This window comes from Limnobacter sp. SAORIC-580 (genome assembly GCF_013004065.1).
In the GTDB taxonomy this organism is placed as follows: Bacteria; Pseudomonadota; Gammaproteobacteria; order Burkholderiales; family Burkholderiaceae_B; genus Limnobacter; species Limnobacter profundi.
Genome location: NZ_CP053084.1, coordinates 234,907 through 252,042, shown reverse-complemented (window position 1 = coordinate 252,042; position 17,136 = coordinate 234,907). Strand labels below are relative to the sequence as shown.

The following is a 17,136-nucleotide window of genomic DNA, read 5'->3' as shown; positions in this document are numbered from 1 at the left end:
GGGCCATGTGTTTACTTTGCCACCGCGGATCGCGCGGCTTCAAGGTGTTGAATCAGGTATTTCATCAGATGCATTTGCATCTCAGCTTGTGAAATTTTAACACCAATCGTGGCCAAGTCCACTGTTTCCAAACCAGCGTAACCACAGGGGTTTATTTGCTGAAATGGCTTTAAATCCATGGCCACATTCAGCGACAGGCCGTGATAGCTACACCCCTTGCGGATCTTGATGCCCAGGGCGGCAATTTTGGCGAGGCTGCCATGGTGCTGGGTGTACACGCCAGGGGCGTTTGGTTTGCGTTGGGCATCCGCCACACCCACCTGCACCAAGGCGTCAATTATGCTTTGCTCAAGCAATTGAACGTACTCTCGCACCTTCAAACCAAAGCGGCGAAGGTCCAAAAGCGGATAAATAACAATTTGGCCAGGGCCGTGGTAGGTGATTTGCCCCCCACGGTCGGTATTCACCAAGGGTATGTTGCTGCGTTGCAACATATGCGCCGGGTCGCCAGCAAGGCCCAAAGTGAACACAGGGGGGTGTTCACAAATCCAGATCTCGTCGCTCATTGGGCCGTTGAGCTGTTCTGAACGGGCATCTGTGAAATTTCGCATGGCTTCCCAGGTGGGCAAATAGTCCACCAAACCCAATTCGCGAATTTGAAGTGGTACTCCAACTTGCAGGGTATTGGGTTGCGGCTTGCTTTCTTGTTGGTGGATCATGTAGGCATATTTCCGATTTTTCACAATTTCGCAGTCGAGTTCATCATGTCGTCAGAGCCCATTGAATGGTTTGATATTCCCAGCGTCTTGGGGCGCAGGGCCGCGTCCATTCTGGGCCTGTCCAAAGTTCCGATTGTGGAACTGGATGATTCACACCGCCCTTTAATTCTTGCACACTTGCTGGCCCTGAATGAAACGGATCGCCGTTTGCGCTTTAGTTATGCGCTGGGAGATGCCGCAATTGCGAAATACACCGCCAGCATTGATTTTGAGCGCGACTCCGTGTTTGGCATTTTCGGGCGTGATGAAGTACTGCTGGGCGTGGTGCATTTGGCTGAACTGAACCAGCCCAAAGACAGCACAGCCCCAAAGGGTGCGGAATTGGGTTTGTCGCTGGACGCCAATATGCGGGGGCATGGCCTGGGTACGCTGCTGTTTCAAAGGGCTTTGCGCAGGGCACGCAACGAAGGCATTGAAATGCTGTTTATTTACACCCTGATGGACAACGAAGCCATGCTGCGCATTGCCCACAAACTGAACATGCGGGTGAGCACTGCAGACGGCCAGTGCGAGGCCCACCTGCGCGTAGAGCCTGCCAGCACCAGTTCAATGGTGCGGGAATTTGTTGATGAACATTTGGCCGACATTGACCATTTGTTCAAGGGTTCGCTCAACCAGTTTCGAAAGTGGGCTGAGGAGTTTTAAAGCGCTGCACATTCTGGCAGCGGCTCGCTTCCTTTGAATATCCAGATCGGTGCACTCACCGCCACAATTCGATCGCCCCGTTTTACGCGCACGAAATACCAATTCTTTCCATCGGCTGGGCTTACCGTGAAGCGTCCGTTTTTCCCGGTCTGGGTTTGCAGGGGCAGGTAGCGCTGCGCCTCGTTGGTGCCCGGACCTGACTGTGAGCTGAACAGTTCAAACGACATGCCTTGCAAAGGGTCCATGGCTTGCGTGCTGCGAACGCTGACTTCAAATTGAACGGTGTTGTCCTGTGTACCAATGCGCGAGCCCATGGGCAGGCGTTGCTGGCCTCGCGTGGAGGCTTGAACGGCTTCAAAGGTCATGCGCAAGGCATTTTCATTTTGAGCCACAGTGTAAAAGCGACGAGCCAGGAAAGCTTCGCGAATGTCAGCCTGGTTGTTGGCGCGTGTAATTGCGACTGTCTTGGGCAAACTGCTACCGCCCCAGTCTGTGGCATGGTGGTCTTCCGAACCGGCTGGCCCCAAGTACCAACCCTTGTCCAGTGCGTGGCCATACCACGAGCCAAACTTGCCATCGGTGTCGTATTCATCGCCTTTGCCAAACACCTCCAGGCCCACCACGCGGTAGTCGGCAGGTGCCACGTATTTGAAGTCGTTAAAGGCGTAAGCCGGGTCGCCTTGCTGAAACACATTCAATGCATTCAGCGCGCCAGCCATGCGTGTGGCCTGGCCCACGCCCTCACCAATTTGCAACAAGGCACCATGCAGCGCATCTTCACGGCCAGGGTGATTGAATATCATGAGGCCATCTCCACCGCCACCCAATTGCGGCGACAACACAAACCACTGCCAGAACAAATCCATCGACACCAAATAGCCCGGGCCAAGCTTGGCGTTGATATTGTGTTTACTCAAGTACACATTGGCATGCCCAAAACGGTCAGATGTCCATTCAAAACCTCGCATGGCGGTGAACAGGCCAGGCGACTCGCCAGTCACCTGATTGGCCTGGTTCAAGGTACTGCGCCACTTGGTGAGGCTGTTGGGCAAGTTGTCAGGATCGGAAATCAGGCAAGACAAGGGGTTGTCAGTGCAATTGTCGGTGTCAGGCAAGGCCAGGGGAATAGCCAGATTGTCGGAATGATCTGAGGACATGACAAAGTCCATGCCGCGCTCTCGGGTTTGCTGGTACACCTGAAGCGGATCGGTGTTGGCCTGCCCATCCGAGTAAGCGGTGTGCTCGTGCATGGCACCCAACAAGTGGGAGTAGCCTTGCCCATTCACACCACCGCCATAAAAGGGAGTGCACTGCCCAGCTGAAAACTGCGCACTGCTCGGTTGTTGAGCACCGAGGGGAGGCGCAGTCAACAAACCGGCCAGGGGACAACCCACGCGCGTGGGGTCTTGCAGGCACTCCAGAAGACCTGCGTTATTGCTGGTGTTGCTGCGCACGCTGGCATCCACGCTGCGTTGGCTGACCGAGGTTTGGAAATTGGCTCGGTCTGACACTTCAATGCGGAAGCTTAAGGTTTGATTGGCCAGGTCAGGTGGAATTTGCACCTGGGCCATGGCTTTGTCTGCATTGCTTATTTCCAGCATCGCACCATCGGTTTGTGTCCAGCGATAAAACAGGGTGTCACCATCGGCATCACTGGCGTTGACTTGCAAGTTCAAAGTTTCACCGGGACGCACGGGTTCAGGCAATGCACTGGCGTTTTGAATCACCGGTGCAGTGTTGGCTGGGCGCTGGGGGGTGGTGACATTGAACAGTTTGAAGCCCAAGCCCGCCTCGTTGTCAATTGCAATGGCCCGCAAGGTGTAAGTTTGAGATTCAGGCGAATTGGGCAGTTGCACATTCAAGTTGCAGCTTGTTTCTTCGTATTGAATATTCAGGGTTTCATTGCGCCATTGGTAAGTTTGAATGGTGCCATCGGAATCGGTGGAATCACAGGCGCTGGCCATTAGCCGGTTATCGGCTTGAATAGGCAGCGCATTGGTATTGACCACGGGCAAGGCGTTGTCGAAGGTGTTTTGAATGGTGACCTGAACACGGTCCTCAAGCACAGTGCCGCTGGAAAGCTGGGCTTGCACCACAAACTCAACAGAGGTGTCGTTGTTGACCTGGGGCAGTTGCAGATTCAAAACAGATTCATCCGACCGACCCGCATCACCAAAGAACACGGTTTCTTCACTGGCAGGAAACCAGGCATAAGCCACCACAGAATTCTGATCCGTGTTTTGCACCGTGGCGCGCAGCTCAATGGTGCTTCGCTCTGCGGCTTGCTGATTGCTTCCGGCGCTTAGCGTGGGAGAGGTTTCCTGACCCTCTACCCGTGTGGGAGGGGTGGTGTTGTCATTGCCACCGCATGCAGCCAGCAGTGAAACAAGAAGCGCAGGGAGAAGGATTCGGGTGGTGTACAACATGGCGACAGTCCAATTGGGTTTGGTACTGTTACCAAGCTGCCGGTGCTTAAGATGAGGTGAAACCTACTAAGAGACAAGTCACTAATTTGACACACAAACACCTAGGTCGGCAAATGGCCGATTTTCGCCAATATCAAACAACCATCCGGACTAAATGGTTTGTGAAAACTTCCGTCTGGATTGCGCGTCCAGGTCCCCGCTGGATAAACACCGAGTTCGTCTTGCAAGGTACCCTCCAACACAAATATTTCCTCGCCACCGCTGTGCCGATGAAAGGCATAGGTTGCGCCGGGAGACCACTTTAACAGGAAAGTATCCGTCGTTAGAAAACGATCCAGCCTACAAATTTGAACACCCGGGAACAGGGTGTTTTCCCACGGCCCTTCCACTGTGTTGATGACCACAGACTGCTGGTCGTCTGGGTGCATGTGACGCAACTTTACCCAAAGAATACAACCGTTATTGGAGCGTGGAGAATGTTTGGTTCCGACAGGATTTTTGACATATGTACCCTTGGGATAAACGCCAAACTCATCTTCAAAAGTACCTTCCAGCACGAAGAACTCTTCGCCACCGCCATGCTCATGTTCAGGAAATGAACAGCCTGCGTCGTAACGAACAATCGAAGTTAAACGCGCCACTTCATCGCCATCGCGTTCCAGTGGTTTGCGCCATACACCAGGGGCTGGTGAGGCAACCCAGTCGACGTTGTTGCTGTTGACGACCGCGCGTTGGGAAAGATCGGCATTGAGTTTCATGGTGCTGCTTGGTGAATACTGCGATAGTCTCATTTTAACGCAAAGCTCGAAAGCCGTTTTGTCTAGCTCAATCAGCTTGGGTTCAGCTGTCTCGCAGCTTTTTAATCGCCCACTCGGCTTGGGTTCCGATCTCTAGTAGCTTCTTAATCGCCCAATCGGCTTGAATTCCGATCTCTCGCCAGAAAACCTGTTTCTCCCTTGCTGAGCCTTGCGATGCCTGAGAACGACCCTCCTAAACTTCGGGTCGGGTCCGTTCTCTGTCGCCCATGCTGGGCAACACCGGCCCTGCTCGGCACGCAAGGGCAGGTTTTCTTGAAGGCGAGGCGATCGAAACACCGCCGCCGATTGGGCAGCATGTCCATACGTGAACTGCGAAGTGGTACAGATTCGCCGGTGTCGATTGGCCTCTGAACACAGCCATGAGTCGCTCGGAGGTGGAGAGGCGCGGCACTGGAGAGCTGGGAGCTGAACTTGCAATGGGTCGCACGATGACCAGTCAGAAAACTTGCCGGCTTGGCGCGCCGAGACTAACGATCGCGCCTTGGCGCGAAAGCCAAGACCCGACCGTTACTTTTGGAGGGCTTGGCTTAGTGCAGGATCAAGCCGACAAGCCGAAATGCCAAGTTTTCGGGCAGCGGTGACCATTCAAGTTTGGCTCCAAACTCACCGGCCCTGTGGAGCACGAGTAACCCACGCCGAGTTGGCAACAGACACCAGTAGCTGCTCACATTGACCTGCGGTACTTCCCACCCACCTCAAACAGCGCCTGCGTAATCTGCCCAAGTGAACACACCCGAACAGCATCCACCAGCACCTCGAACACGTTGCCACCGTCCATGGCAGTTTGCTTCAAACGCTCCAGCATGGGGCCACTTTCTGCCGCATGCCTTTGCTGAAACTCGGCAAGGCGATCCAGCTGGCTCAACTTTTCCTCCTCCGTTGCGCGGGCCAGTTCAAGCGAGTTCAAGGAATCGGCGTTGTCATTGGGGTTGGTGAATGTATTCACACCCACAATTGGCAAGGTGCCGTCGTGCTTCTGAATTTCATAGTGCATCGACTCTTCCTGGATTTTGCTGCGCTGGTAGCCTGTTTCCATAGCACCCAACACGCCGCCGCGTTCGCTGATGCGATCCAGTTCAGCCAGCACGGCTTCTTCCACAAGTTCGGTCAATTCTTCAATGATGAACGCACCCTGACTTGAATTTTCGTTTTTCGCCAAGCCCCATTCCTTGTTGATGATCAACTGAATGGCCATGGCACGGCGTACGCTTTCCTCGGTCGGCGTGGTCACTGCCTCGTCATAGGCGTTGGTGTGAAGGCTATTGCAGTTGTCGTATACGGCAATCAGGGCTTGCAAGGTGGTGCGTATGTCGTTGAACGCGATTTCCTGTGCGTGCAAACTGCGGCCACTGGTTTGAATGTGGTATTTCAGCTTCTGACTGCGGTCGGCAGCGCCGTAACGGTCACGCATGGCAATGGCCCAAATGCGGCGGGCCACGCGGCCCAATACGGTGTATTCGGGGTCCATGCCATTGCTGAAGAAGAAGCTGAGGTTGGGCGCAAAGTCGTCGATCTTCATGCCACGCGCCAAATAGGCTTCCACGAATGTGAAGCCGTTCGAAAGCGTAAAGGCCAGTTGTGAAATCGGGTTGGCCCCGGCCTCGGCAATGTGATAACCGCTGATCGACACGCTGTAGAAGTTACGCACTTCGTGGTCGATGAAGTATTGCTGAATGTCGCCCATCACGCGCAGGCTGAATTCAGTCGAGAAAATACAAGTGTTCTGGCCTTGGTCTTCTTTCAGAATGTCGGCTTGCACGGTGCCGCGCACTGCCTTCAAAGTGCTGGCCTTGATGTTTGCATATTCATCGGCATTCGGTGCGCGCTTGTTTTTGGCTGTGAACAAATCCACCTGCTGATCAATGGCAGTGTTCAGGAACATGGCCAAAATACTGGGTGCCGGGCCGTTGATGGTCATGGACACGCTGGTGCTTGGAGCGCACAAATCAAAGCCGCTGTACAACACTTTCATGTCGTCTAGCGTGGCCACACTCACGCCACTGGTGCCCACCTTGCCGTAAATGTCGGGGCGCAGGTCGGGGTCGAAACCATACAAGGTGACTGAATCAAATGCAGTCGACAATCGCTTGGCATCGCTTGCACTGCTCAACATTTTGAAGCGGCGGTTGGTGCGGGCCGGGTCGCCTTCACCGGCAAACATGCGGGTGGGGTCTTCACCTTCGCGCTTCACCGGGAATACGCCTGCGGTAAAGGGAAAATAACCCGGCAGGTTTTCCAGCATCACGAATTTCAGCAGGTCGGCCCGACTGGTGAACTTGGGCAGACTGACGCGATTGATTTTCAGGCCACTGAGCGAAGTCACGGTCAACGGTGCTTGCAGGGCCTTGCCGCGCACTTCATAGGTCAGCGTGTCGCCTTGGTAACCCTCAGTCAGCTTTGAATAGTCTTTCATGGCCTTTTGCGCAGCCATGCTGATTCGAGTGTTCGTCAACTCAACAATATCGTCCAGCGCTTCCACGGCCTTGGTTTTGTCAGGCTTGTGTTCAAGCAACAGGGCCTGGGCGCGTTGCATGCATTCCAGGTCGTACACTGCAGCCACGTCTTTTTGTACTTGCGCCTTGTAACTGCGTACAGCCTGTGCGATTTCAGCCAAATATCGCACGCGCTCGGAAGGCACTACGGCTTTCAGGGTGGTGGAATGTTTGGTGTCGATTGAATTGAACAAGCCTTTGGAAGGCTTGGCAATGGGCAGGGCTGCGCGCAATGCTTTATACAGGGCGCTGACACCATCATCGTTAAACCGGCTGGCCAGCGTGCCGTACACGGGCATGGTGTCGGGCATGCTGGTAAAGGCCATGCGGTTGCGCTGCACCTGTTTGCACACATCGCGTAGCGCATCCAGTGCGCCTTTGCGGTCAAATTTGTTCACCGCGACAAAGTCCGCAAAATCCAGCATGTCAATTTTTTCAAGCTGGCTGGCTGCACCATATTCCGGTGTCATTACATACAGGCTGAAATCCACATGCGGCACAATTGCAGCGTCACCCTGACCAATGCCCGGGGTTTCAATCAGCACCACATCAAAACCCGTAGCGCGACACAAGGCAATAATATCTGGCAGGGTAGCGGGCACTTCTTGTGCGGAATCGCGTGTGGCCAACGAGCGCATGAACACTTTGGGGCCATTGCCAGCCCAAGGGCCAATGGCATTCATTCGAATGCGGTCGCCCAGCAAGGCACCGCCGGTTTTACGGCGGGAAGGGTCTACGCACACCACGCCAATGGTCAGGTCGTCGCCATGGTCCATGCGCAGGCGGCGAATCAATTCATCAGTCAGGCTGGATTTACCCGCACCGCCCGTACCGGTAATGCCCAACACTGGGGTTTTGCTGGCTTTGGCTTGCTCGCGAATCACTTCCAAATCGGCAGCAGGCACTTCGTCACGCTCAAGGCGGGTAATCAGTTGGGTTAGCAGGGGCCAGTTGTTGGCCAAAGCCTTGATGCTTTCCGGTGAGCAAGCTGTGTCAATCTTTTTGCGGGCATCGCGCACTTGTGCTGCACGGGCAATCATGTCGCCGATCATGCCTTCCAGACCCATTTTCTGACCATCTTGCGGGCTGTAAATTCGGTTTACGCCATAGGCCTGAAGGGCTTCAATTTCAGAAGGCAAAATGACACCGCCACCGCCACCAAACACTTGAATGTGACCGGCGTTGTTGGCCCTCAGCTCGTCCACCATGTATTTGAAAAATTCGTTGTGCCCGCCCTGATAGGAACTCACGGCCAGGCCATCCGCATCTTCCTGAATGGCGGCGTCTACCAATTCCTGCACGGAGCGGTTGTGCCCAAGGTGAATGACTTCAGCACCTTGGCTTTGCAACAGGCGGCGAATCATGTTGATCGCGGCGTCGTGTCCGTCGAACAGGGACGAACCAGTTACAAAACGCAGAGGCGTGCCTTTGGTGTCAGTGAGGGGTTTTCCCACCTCGCCGGTGCTGCTTTTCATTCGTGTCTCCTGGATGGTTGCGGTTGTTTTCCACCGCTCGTTTGAATTTCAATTCTAACCTATCCATGCGCCATGCGTAGCACGCAACCAATCCCAAAAAACTCAAAAGCAGAACGCTGGAGATGACCCAATAGGTCAAAGGCACCCCATAAACTGTGATGCCAAGCTGGGGAATAAACAACACCACGCTGAGAATCAGGGCAATCCACACCGCCAGCAAGCGCCAGGTAATTCTTTTAACCTGCCGCCAATACTCGTTTTCAAGTGGGGTGGGTTGCTGGGTTTTCATGGTGTTGGCCTAATTTGCAAACTGGGGCTTGAAGCGATAGACCGCCAAAGTGCTGCGCAAATTGCCCAACAATTCAACGGGTTCGCCATTTAAAAAAAGTTGTTTGCCCAGTACTTTATGTCCGATTTGAGCAACCAGCGCCTCGAAATCTTTGGGGGTGCACAGGTGAATGTTCGGTGTGTTGTACCACTGATAAGGCATTTGTTTGGACACTGGCATGCGGCCCAATGCAATCGACCATACATGGTACCAATGACCAAAATTTGGGAAGCTGACAATGCCTTCTTTGCCCACCCGGGCGATCTCTTTCAAAATTCGCTCGGTGTTGTGCATGGCTTGCAGGGTTTGCGACAAAATCACCACATCAAAGGCATGGTCCTCGAACATGGCCAGGCCTTTTTCAAGGTCTTGCTGTATCACGTTGATGCCATTGGCCACACTGCGCTGCACATTGCTGTCGTCAATTTCAACGCCATAGCCTGTGGCCTTGCGGGTTTTCATCAAACGGGCCAAAAACGAACCATCACCACAGCCCAAATCGAGCACGCGTGCCCCCATGGGCACCCAGCTTTCGATCAAATCGAGATCGGCCCGCGGCACCACAATGGGCAGGGGTTGTACATCTTGGCGAACGGCGTGCAGGGTTTTCATGCAAGCTCCTTGGCAATGCGCTCAAAGTAGCCACGCACCACGTTGTGGTAGCGCTCATCAGTGAGCAGAAATGCATCGTGACCGTGTGGGGCGTCAATTTCCGCGTAAGTGACATCGCGCTGGTTGGCCATGAGGGCCTCCACAATTTCGCGGGTTCGCTCGGGTGCAAATCGCCAGTCAGTGGTAAAACTGACCAGCAGAAACTTGGCTTTGGCCGCTTCCAGGGCCTTGGCCAAATCGCCACCCGTGTGGCGTGCGGGGTCGAAATAGTCCAGCGCTTTGGTAATCAGCAAGTAGGTATTGGCATCGAAGTAATCTGCAAACTTGTCGCCCTGGTAGCGCAGGTAACTTTCTACCTGAAAGTCCACTTCAAGACCGTAGTTGTAATCGCCGTTGCGCAGGGTGCGGCCAAACTTTTCGGCCATGTCGTCACCGCTCAAGTAAGTGATGTGACCAATCATTCGGGCCAGGCGCAAACCGCGTTTGGGTACCACGCCATGCTCGTAGTAATTGCCACCATGAAAATCGGGGTCGGTCACGATGGCCTGGCGTGCCACTTCATTGAAGGCAATGTTCTGTGCGCTTAACTTGGGTGTAGAGGCAACTACCATGCAGTGCCCCACGCGGTCTGGGTAACTGAGGCTCCATTGCAGGGCTTGCATGCCGCCCAAACTGCCGCCCATGACTGCGGCAAATTTTTCGATGCCGAAATAATCAGCCAGGCGAACCTGCGCATTCACCCAGTCTTGAACTGTAACAAACGGAAAGTCAGCGCCGTAGGGTTTGCCAGTTTCCGGGTTGGTGCTGCTTGGGCCGGTAGAGCCAAAGCACGAACCCAAATTATTCACGCCGATTACAAAAAACCGATTGGTGTCAAGCGGCTTGCCGGGACCCACCATGTTGTCCCACCAGCCCTCACTCTTGTCTTGCCCTTCGTACAGACCCGCCACATGGTGAGAGGCATTCAATGCGTGGCACACCAACACGGCATTGCTTTTCTCGGCATTCAGCATGCCATAGGTTTCCACCATCAGCGAATAGCTGGGCAGGGACTTTCCGCACTCCAGCAAAAGCGGTGCGGTGAATTCAATAAGCTCGGGCTTTACGAAGCCCACGGACTGGTTGGCAGACACAATACGGTGTTTCTTAGGTTGGATTGTTGGTTTTCGCAAGCCTTTGAGTATAAATCGCAAACCGGCATTGAAGGCGTCCCGGTTGCGGGATCAGTCTTCGTGCAATTGGCGCATCAGGGCGTCAATTTTATCGATGTCAAATGTTCGAGTCACCTTTTTGACCAGTTTTTGCGTGGCCTCAAAGTCGGTTTTCAAGAGCAACTCTTTGACATCGAGTAGTTGTGACGGATGCATCGAATACTGGGTAAGACCCATACCCAGCAACAAGCGGGTCAAGCGAATGTCACCTGCCATTTCACCACACACGCTCACGGGCACGCCTGCTTTTTCGGCACTGGAGATGACCTCGTACACCAGCCTTAACACCGCCGGGTGGAGGGGATCGTACAGGTGAGCCACTTGGTGATCAACCCGGTCAACAGCCAGGGTGTACTGGATCAAGTCGTTGGTGCCGATCGACACATAATCGAGGTAACTCAAAAAATGTGGCAGGCTTAGCGCGGCCGCAGGCACTTCGATCATGCCGCCAATGGGCACGGCCTGATTGGCCTGAAAGCGCCGTTCGAGCAATTGCTCACGCGCCATGTCGATGTAAGCCAAGGCCTGCCTGGTTTCACGAATGTTGGTGAGCATGGGCAACAGAATTTTCACAGGTCCATGCTTGGCAGCCCGCAACAAGGCGCGAATTTGGGTGAGGAATATTGCAGGCTCGGACAGGCTGAAACGAATGGAACGCAAACCCAGCGCCGAGGTGCTGGACACCGGGGGGGCACTGCTGTTGGCACCATCGAATTGCAGGGTTTTATCCGCACCCAGATCAAGCGTGCGAACCGTGACCGGCTTGCCTTTCATGGCCTTGATCACCTTGCGGTAGGCTTCGTACTGTTCATCTTCTGATGGCCATTCCTTGCGGTTCATGAACAGGAATTCGGAACGGAACAGGCCCACACCATCGGCTCCGGCATCGACCACACCTTTCACGTCTTCAGGCAATTCAATGTTGGCCAGCAGTTCAACCCGGCGACCACACTGGGTGCGTGCCTCCGTGGTAATCAGTCGTTTCAGGCGCTGGCGCGACAAAGCCAGAATGGCCTGCTTGCGCTGGTATTCTTCGACCACCATGGTAGCGGGGTCGAGGAATACAGCACCAACCTTGCCATCGACCACCACCAGGTCGCCGTTGTGTACAAACTCGAGCGCACGCGGCACGCCCACCACAGCGGGTATGCCCAGGCTGCGCGCCACAATGGCAGTGTGGGAGGTTGCACCACCCATTTCAGTCACGAAAGCGCCCACACGGCGACCTTTCAGTTGCACCATGTCGGCGGGCGAAATATCGTGCGCAACAATCAGCCAGGGGTCCTCATTCTCGCCTTCTGGCGGCAGGGGCAAAGCCGTTGCATGCCCTCGCAGCGATTTCAAAACCCGCTCAACCACCTGGCGCACGTCGCTATTGCGCTCGCGGAAGTAGTCGTCTTCAATCGCGGAGAACTGCTCCAGCAACACTTCCATTTGCTCAATCAAGGCCCATTCGGCATTGATCAGCTTGCTTTGAATCAGGTTTTTGGGTTCTTCCGACAAAATGGGGTCGGCAAGGATCAGGCTGTGCAGGTTCAGAAAGGCATCGAACTCGGCAGGGGAGTCAGCGGCAATTTGACTGCGAATTTCAACCAGTTCATCGGCCACGCGCTTGATGGCATTGTCGAATCTTTTTTTCTCGAAACGAACCGATTTTTTATCGATGCGATTGCGGGGAATATCCCGCATGGCCGTGTCCCACACCAGGGCGCGGCTAACTGCAATGCCTCGTGAAACTGCGATGCCATGCAAGGCCAGGGTCATGGTTTACTCGCCTTCGCCAAATTTGTCATCAATGAGGGCCACTAGTGCGGCAATGGCCTCAGCCTCGTCACTGCCTTCTGCCTCCAGCACCACGTTGTGCCCTTTGCCCGCGGCCAGCATCATGACACCCATGATGCTTTTCGCATTCACGCGGCGGCCCGCTTTGCCGATCCACACCTCGGACTGAAAGCGGCTGGCTGTTTGGGTCAACTTGACCGAGGCACGCGCGTGCAGGCCCAATTTATTGCTGATGGTGATTTCTTGCTGAATCATCGTTTTTCGCCGGGTTAAAGGTTTGACGTTGTGGCGCTGTGGCACCAGTGCTTACGATACCGTTTCGGCCACCCATGACCAAACGTTCGGCCACTTCGTTGATGGGCAAATCCCGAAAACCAAGTGCGCGCAACACCATGGGCAAATTGCAGCCCGAGACCAACACTGTGGGCAGGTTCAACGATTCCACACCGGCACGCACAGCTGCATTGGAGGGAGTTGCGCCAAACAGGTCGGTGAGAAACACGACGCCTTCGCCCGCATGCACCTGCCGCGCAGCGGTCTGAATGCGTTGCACCGACTGTTCAATGTCTTCATCGCCGGGTACATCCACGACCGCCAGACCATCTGGCAGAGAACCCATGACGTGTTTCACACATTGGGCAATGGCGTCGCCCAAAGGGGCATGCGTAACCAGAACCAGCCCAAGCATCAGTTGCCCTTCTGCAAGGCGTTTTCAACCGCTTGCACAAAAGTATCCGCAACGGGAAAACCGGTTTGATCCATGATCTCACGGAAGCAGGTGGGGCTTGTCACATTCACCTCGGTCAGGTTCTGCCCAATAATGTCCAGGCCCACCAGCAACAGCCCACGCTTTTTCAATTCCGGGGCCAGTGTGCGGGCAATGTGCCAATCGCTTTCACTCAAGGGCTGCGCCCTGCCCGTGCCGCCCGCCGCCAGGTTGCCTCGGTGCTCACCCTCTTTGGGCAAACGTGCGAGGCAATAGGGCACCGGCTCGCCATTGATGAGCAACACACGTTTGTCGCCATCCACAATTTCAGGAATATAGCGCTGAATCATGGCGGTTTTTCGGCCATAGTCGGTCAGCGTTTCCAATATCACACCCACATTTTGATCGCCTTTTTTCATGCGAAAAATTGAGGTGCCGCCCATGCCATCCAGGGGTTTGGCAATGGCGTCGGGGTGTTGTTCCAGAAAACCGCGAAGCTGGGCAGCATTGCGCGAAACCAGGGTTGGCACCACAAACTGTTCAAACTGGGCAATGGTGAATTTTTCGTTGTGATCGCGAATGGCGCGCGGGCTGTTGAATACGCGCGCACCCTCGCGCTCGCCTTGCTCAAGCAACCAGGTGGCGGTTACAAACTCGGCATCAAACGGCGGGTCTTTACGCATGATGACGGCATCAAGGTCTTTCAATGCCATTTCTTCACGCCCCACCTCGGCGTACCAAGGTTTATTTGCGCGATCAATTGTAATCCACACCACCTGCGCGCGCACACCTGCGCCAGTGGACCAGTGCAAGCCCCCGTCCTCGATCACACCCACCTTCCAGCCACGCGATTGGGCCGATTCCATCATGGCGATGGAGGAATCTTTTTTCGGATTCAGGCTGGTGAGTGGGTCAATCACGCACACAAAGCTTTTACTGCTCATGCGGCCAACTCCACGCTGGCAGTGGCCTCCAGTTCTTGCGAGGCTGCAAGTGCCGCCAAACGGCCGATTACACCATAAGCGTAAAAGCGGTTCATGGCCGCATCGGGGCGATCACTGCAATCGGGTGTGTTGCACGGTGTTTCAAACGCCAATGGAACGAAGTGCATGCCAGGTGCATTCAGGTTTTCATCGCGACCTCGGCCCGTGTGCACACGGTAAAAACCGCCCACCACATAACGGTCAATCATGTAAACCACGGGCTCAGCCACCGCGTCCTCAATGTTCTCAAAGGTGTGCACACCTTCTTGAATGATGACATCAGACACTTGCAAACCTTCTTTGACCACCGACATTTTGTTGCGTTGCTTGCGGTTCAAACCCACCACTTCCGAGGCGTCTTTCACAGTCATGATGCCCATGCCATAGGTGCCAGCATCGGCCTTCACAACCACGTAAGGCTGCTCGTCAATCCCGTACTCAGCATACTTCACACGTGTCTTGGCCAACACTTCATCTACAGCCTCTGCCAAGGCTTCTTCGCCCACACGTTCCTGAAAATTCAGCTTGTTTCGATGCGTGAAATAGGGATTGATCAACCAGGGATCAATTTCCAGCATTTCAGAAAATGCCTCCACGACAGAATCGTAGGCCTTGAAGTGGGCACTCTTGCGACGAGTGGCCCAACCGGCATGCAGCGGTGGCAACACAATTTGGTCTTTAATGCCTTGAAGAATTGGGGGCACACCAGCGGACAGGTCGTTGTTCAACAACACAGCGCAAGGCTCTAAGCCCTCAACACCGACACGGTTGCCATAGCGCCTGAGTGGCTCAAGCACAATGTGCTGACCATCGGGCAAATCGAAGCGAGTGGGCTCGGTAATGTCAGGCGACACGGAACCCAGCCGAATATCCAAACCGGTTTGCTTGAGAATGGCAGCCAAGCGGGCCACATTCGTGAGGTAAAAAGTATTGCGTGTGTGGTTCTCAGGCACCAACACCATGCTGCGTGCTTCGGGACAAATTTTTTCAATCGCACTCATGGCGGCCTGAATGGCCAGCGGCATCATGTCGGGGGCCAGGTTGTTAAAACCGCCAGGGAACAGGTTGGTGTCAACAGGGGCGAGCTTGAAACCTGCGTTGCGCACATCGACAGAACTGTAGAACGGAGGGGTATTCTCGTTCCAGGCCATGCGAAACCACCGCTCAATTTCGGTGGTTTTGTCGAGCATTCGTTTTTCAAGATCCAGCAGCGGACCGGTTAAAGCTGTTACAAGATGTGGAACCATCAACATTCCCTGGGTAAGACACTTCGCCAAGTGTAATCCAAAACGCTGCACTGCCACATTGAGGAAGGGAAATCGGGGGTGAAGCAAAAAAGGCACCCGAAGGTGCCTTTGAATCAGCCCTTTACCCCGGGCTGAAGGATTCCACCTAAGTGGAGAGTGTTACTTACTTGCTGTAGGCTGTTTCACCGTGTGAGGTGATGTCCAGACCTTCGCGCTCTGCATCTTCAGAAACACGCAAACCGACGATCAGATCAACCAGTTTGAACGCGATTGCAGCCACGATACCAGACCAAACGATGGTGATTACCACGCCCTTGGCTTGTACTGCCAACTGAGAAGCGATCACGAAGTCGTCACCCATGGTGCCGCCCAAGCTAGGTGCTGACAACACACCCACCATCAAGGCACCCAAGATACCGCCCACGCCGTGTACACCGAATACGTCCAGTGCGTCGTCTGCACCCAACATCTTCTTCAGGCCAGTTACGCCCCACAGGCAGATTGGACCAGCCATCAAGCCGAGGATCAGTGCGCCCATTGGGCCGATCGTACCGCAAGCTGGAGTAATCGCAACCAAACCACCCACTGCACCGGAAGCAGCACCCAGCATGGAGGCCTTGCCTTTCAGCAGTGCTTCAGCAGCGGCCCAGCTCAGTGTTGCAGCAGCCGTGGCCAGCAATGTGTTGATGAAGGCCAGTGTTGTACCACCGTTGGCTTCCAGGTTTGAACCGGCGTTGAAACCGAACCAACCCACCCACAACATGGAGGCACCAACCATGGTCAATGTCAGGCTGTGTGGAGTCATTGCTTCTTTACCGTAACCAACACGCTTGCCGATCATGTAGGCACCCACCAAACCTGCAACCGCAGCGTTGATGTGAACTACTGTGCCGCCAGCGAAGTCGATTGCGCCGTCTGCGAAGATGAAACCTGCAGCGTCCCACACCATGTGTGCGATTGGGATGTAGCTGAATGTGAACCAGATTGCACAGAACAACAGTACAGCAGAGAACTTGATGCGCTCAGCGAATGCACCCACAATCAGCCCGCAAGTAATGGCCGCGAAAGTGGACTGGAATGCGATGAAAATGAATTCGGGGATCATCACGCCTTCGGTGAAGGTGGCCGACAATGAATCGGGTGTTACACCACTCAGGAAAAGCTTGCTGAAGTTACCCACGAACGGATTGTCACCACCGCCGAAAGTCAGGCTGTAGCCATAAATGGCCCACAACACAACAATCAAACAGAACACGGACATGACTTGCATGAGCACAGACAGCATGTTCTTCGAGCGGACCAGGCCACCGTAGAACAGTGCCAAACCAGGAATGGTCATGAAAATTACCAAAATTGTGGCAATCATCATCCAGGTAATGTCGCCCTTGTCCACTGTTTGCTCAACAGCAGGTGCGGCTTCTTCTGCGGGGGCAGCTTCAGCAGCCATGGGTGCTTCGGCAGCAGGTTCTACTGCTGCGGGCGCTGCTTCAACTGCAGCGGGCATTGTTTCAGTGGCTTCGGTGGCAGGCGCCATCGGTGTTTCTTGTGCAAACACACCGGGGCTTGCAACACTGAAACCCAGTGCAGCGGCCGCCAGCCAGACAGTCAGAAGTTTTTTCATGATTTCCTCAC

Annotated in this window: 14 protein-coding genes; 1 reads left to right on the top strand and 13 read right to left on the bottom strand. The window is 54.6% G+C overall.

What is annotated here, in order from left to right; all coding sequences use genetic code 11:
- Positions 1–11: 11 nt before the first annotated feature.
- Positions 12–719, bottom strand: a complete 708-nt coding sequence (lipB, locus tag HKT17_RS01150; RefSeq protein WP_205882474.1) for a lipoyl(octanoyl) transferase LipB — start codon at positions 717–719, stop codon at positions 12–14.
- Between the two features lie 45 nt (positions 720–764).
- Here lipB and HKT17_RS01145 point away from each other — a divergent pair, with 45 nt between their 5' ends.
- A complete protein-coding gene (locus tag HKT17_RS01145; protein ID WP_105027954.1) occupies positions 765–1,424 on the top strand; it encodes a GNAT family N-acetyltransferase in 660 nt (219 codons plus the stop codon).
- Here the strand turns inward: HKT17_RS01145 and HKT17_RS01140 are convergent.
- The 12 genes from HKT17_RS01140 to HKT17_RS01085 all read right to left on the bottom strand — a co-directional run bounded on the left by HKT17_RS01140 (position 1,421) and on the right by HKT17_RS01085 (position 17,125).
- Positions 1,421–3,850 carry a PKD domain-containing protein gene (locus HKT17_RS01140; protein WP_171097220.1) on the bottom strand — a complete coding sequence of 810 codons (2,430 nt, stop codon included), beginning with the start codon at positions 3,848–3,850 and terminating at the stop codon, positions 1,421–1,423. The two genes, HKT17_RS01145 and HKT17_RS01140, sit on opposite strands and share 4 nt — an antisense overlap.
- Positions 3,851–3,951: 101 nt before the next feature.
- On the bottom strand, positions 3,952–4,641 hold the full coding sequence (locus HKT17_RS01135) for a cupin domain-containing protein (RefSeq protein WP_335618834.1): 690 nt from the start codon (positions 4,639–4,641) through the stop codon (positions 3,952–3,954).
- A gap of 691 nt (positions 4,642–5,332) precedes the next feature.
- Entirely contained in the window at positions 5,333–8,635 is a 3,303-nt protein-coding gene (gene icmF / locus HKT17_RS01130; RefSeq protein ID WP_171097218.1) for a fused isobutyryl-CoA mutase/GTPase IcmF, read from the bottom strand.
- Positions 8,595–8,924, bottom strand: coding sequence for a DUF4212 domain-containing protein (locus HKT17_RS01125; protein ID WP_105027950.1), 330 nt, complete (start codon positions 8,922–8,924; stop codon positions 8,595–8,597). The genes icmF and HKT17_RS01125 overlap by 41 nt, the downstream gene beginning before the upstream one ends.
- Positions 8,925–8,933: 9 nt before the next feature.
- Positions 8,934–9,575 carry a methionine biosynthesis protein MetW gene (gene metW / locus HKT17_RS01120; protein WP_105027949.1) on the bottom strand — a complete coding sequence of 214 codons (642 nt, stop codon included), beginning with the start codon at positions 9,573–9,575 and terminating at the stop codon, positions 8,934–8,936.
- Positions 9,572–10,708 carry a homoserine O-succinyltransferase MetX gene (metX, locus tag HKT17_RS01115; protein WP_240965874.1) on the bottom strand — a complete coding sequence of 379 codons (1,137 nt, stop codon included), beginning with the start codon at positions 10,706–10,708 and terminating at the stop codon, positions 9,572–9,574. The genes metW and metX overlap by 4 nt, the downstream gene beginning before the upstream one ends.
- Before the next feature lie 90 nt (positions 10,709–10,798).
- Entirely contained in the window at positions 10,799–12,550 is a 1,752-nt protein-coding gene (ptsP, locus tag HKT17_RS01110; RefSeq protein WP_171097216.1) for a phosphoenolpyruvate--protein phosphotransferase, read from the bottom strand.
- A gap of 3 nt (positions 12,551–12,553) precedes the next feature.
- Positions 12,554–12,823: an HPr family phosphocarrier protein gene (locus HKT17_RS01105; RefSeq protein ID WP_105027946.1), complete on the bottom strand. Its 270-nt coding sequence runs from the start codon at positions 12,821–12,823 to the stop codon at positions 12,554–12,556.
- Positions 12,792–13,256 carry a PTS sugar transporter subunit IIA gene (locus HKT17_RS01100; protein ID WP_105027945.1) on the bottom strand — a complete coding sequence of 155 codons (465 nt, stop codon included), beginning with the start codon at positions 13,254–13,256 and terminating at the stop codon, positions 12,792–12,794. The genes HKT17_RS01105 and HKT17_RS01100 overlap by 32 nt, the downstream gene beginning before the upstream one ends.
- Positions 13,256–14,218, bottom strand: coding sequence for a glutathione synthase (gene gshB, locus HKT17_RS01095; protein WP_171097214.1), 963 nt, complete (start codon positions 14,216–14,218; stop codon positions 13,256–13,258). The genes HKT17_RS01100 and gshB overlap by 1 nt, the downstream gene beginning before the upstream one ends.
- Complete coding sequence (gene gshA, locus HKT17_RS01090; protein ID WP_171097212.1) at positions 14,215–15,504, bottom strand: glutamate--cysteine ligase; 1,290 nt, start codon at positions 15,502–15,504, stop codon at positions 14,215–14,217. Before gshA ends, gshB begins: the two co-directional genes overlap by 4 nt.
- A 163-nt stretch (positions 15,505–15,667) precedes the next feature.
- Positions 15,668–17,125, bottom strand: coding sequence for an ammonium transporter (locus HKT17_RS01085; RefSeq protein WP_008248256.1), 1,458 nt, complete (start codon positions 17,123–17,125; stop codon positions 15,668–15,670).
- Between the last annotated feature and the right edge of the window lie 11 nt (positions 17,126–17,136).

Coding starts and splice junctions, on each gene's coding strand:
- HKT17_RS01105 (WP_105027946.1), bottom strand. CDS start 12,823: ATGATTCAGCAAGAAATCACCATCAGCAATAAATTGGGCCTGCACGCG.
- HKT17_RS01100 (WP_105027945.1), bottom strand. CDS start 13,256: ATGCTTGGGCTGGTTCTGGTTACGCATGCCCCTTTGGGCGACGCCATT.
- HKT17_RS01085 (WP_008248256.1), bottom strand. CDS start 17,125: ATGAAAAAACTTCTGACTGTCTGGCTGGCGGCCGCTGCACTGGGTTTC.
- gshA (WP_171097212.1), bottom strand. CDS start 15,504: ATGGTTCCACATCTTGTAACAGCTTTAACCGGTCCGCTGCTGGATCTT.
- ptsP (WP_171097216.1), bottom strand. CDS start 12,550: ATGACCCTGGCCTTGCATGGCATCGCAGTTTCACGAGGCATTGCAGTT.
- HKT17_RS01135 (WP_335618834.1), bottom strand. CDS start 4,641: ATGAGACTATCGCAGTATTCACCAAGCAGCACCATGAAACTCAATGCC.
- gshB (WP_171097214.1), bottom strand. CDS start 14,218: ATGAGCAGTAAAAGCTTTGTGTGCGTGATTGACCCACTCACCAGCCTG.
- icmF (WP_171097218.1), bottom strand. CDS start 8,635: ATGAAAAGCAGCACCGGCGAGGTGGGAAAACCCCTCACTGACACCAAA.
- HKT17_RS01145 (WP_105027954.1), top strand. CDS start 765: ATGTCGTCAGAGCCCATTGAATGGTTTGATATTCCCAGCGTCTTGGGG.
- metW (WP_105027949.1), bottom strand. CDS start 9,575: ATGAAAACCCTGCACGCCGTTCGCCAAGATGTACAACCCCTGCCCATT.
- HKT17_RS01125 (WP_105027950.1), bottom strand. CDS start 8,924: ATGAAAACCCAGCAACCCACCCCACTTGAAAACGAGTATTGGCGGCAG.
- lipB (WP_205882474.1), bottom strand. CDS start 719: ATGATCCACCAACAAGAAAGCAAGCCGCAACCCAATACCCTGCAAGTT.
- HKT17_RS01140 (WP_171097220.1), bottom strand. CDS start 3,850: ATGTTGTACACCACCCGAATCCTTCTCCCTGCGCTTCTTGTTTCACTG.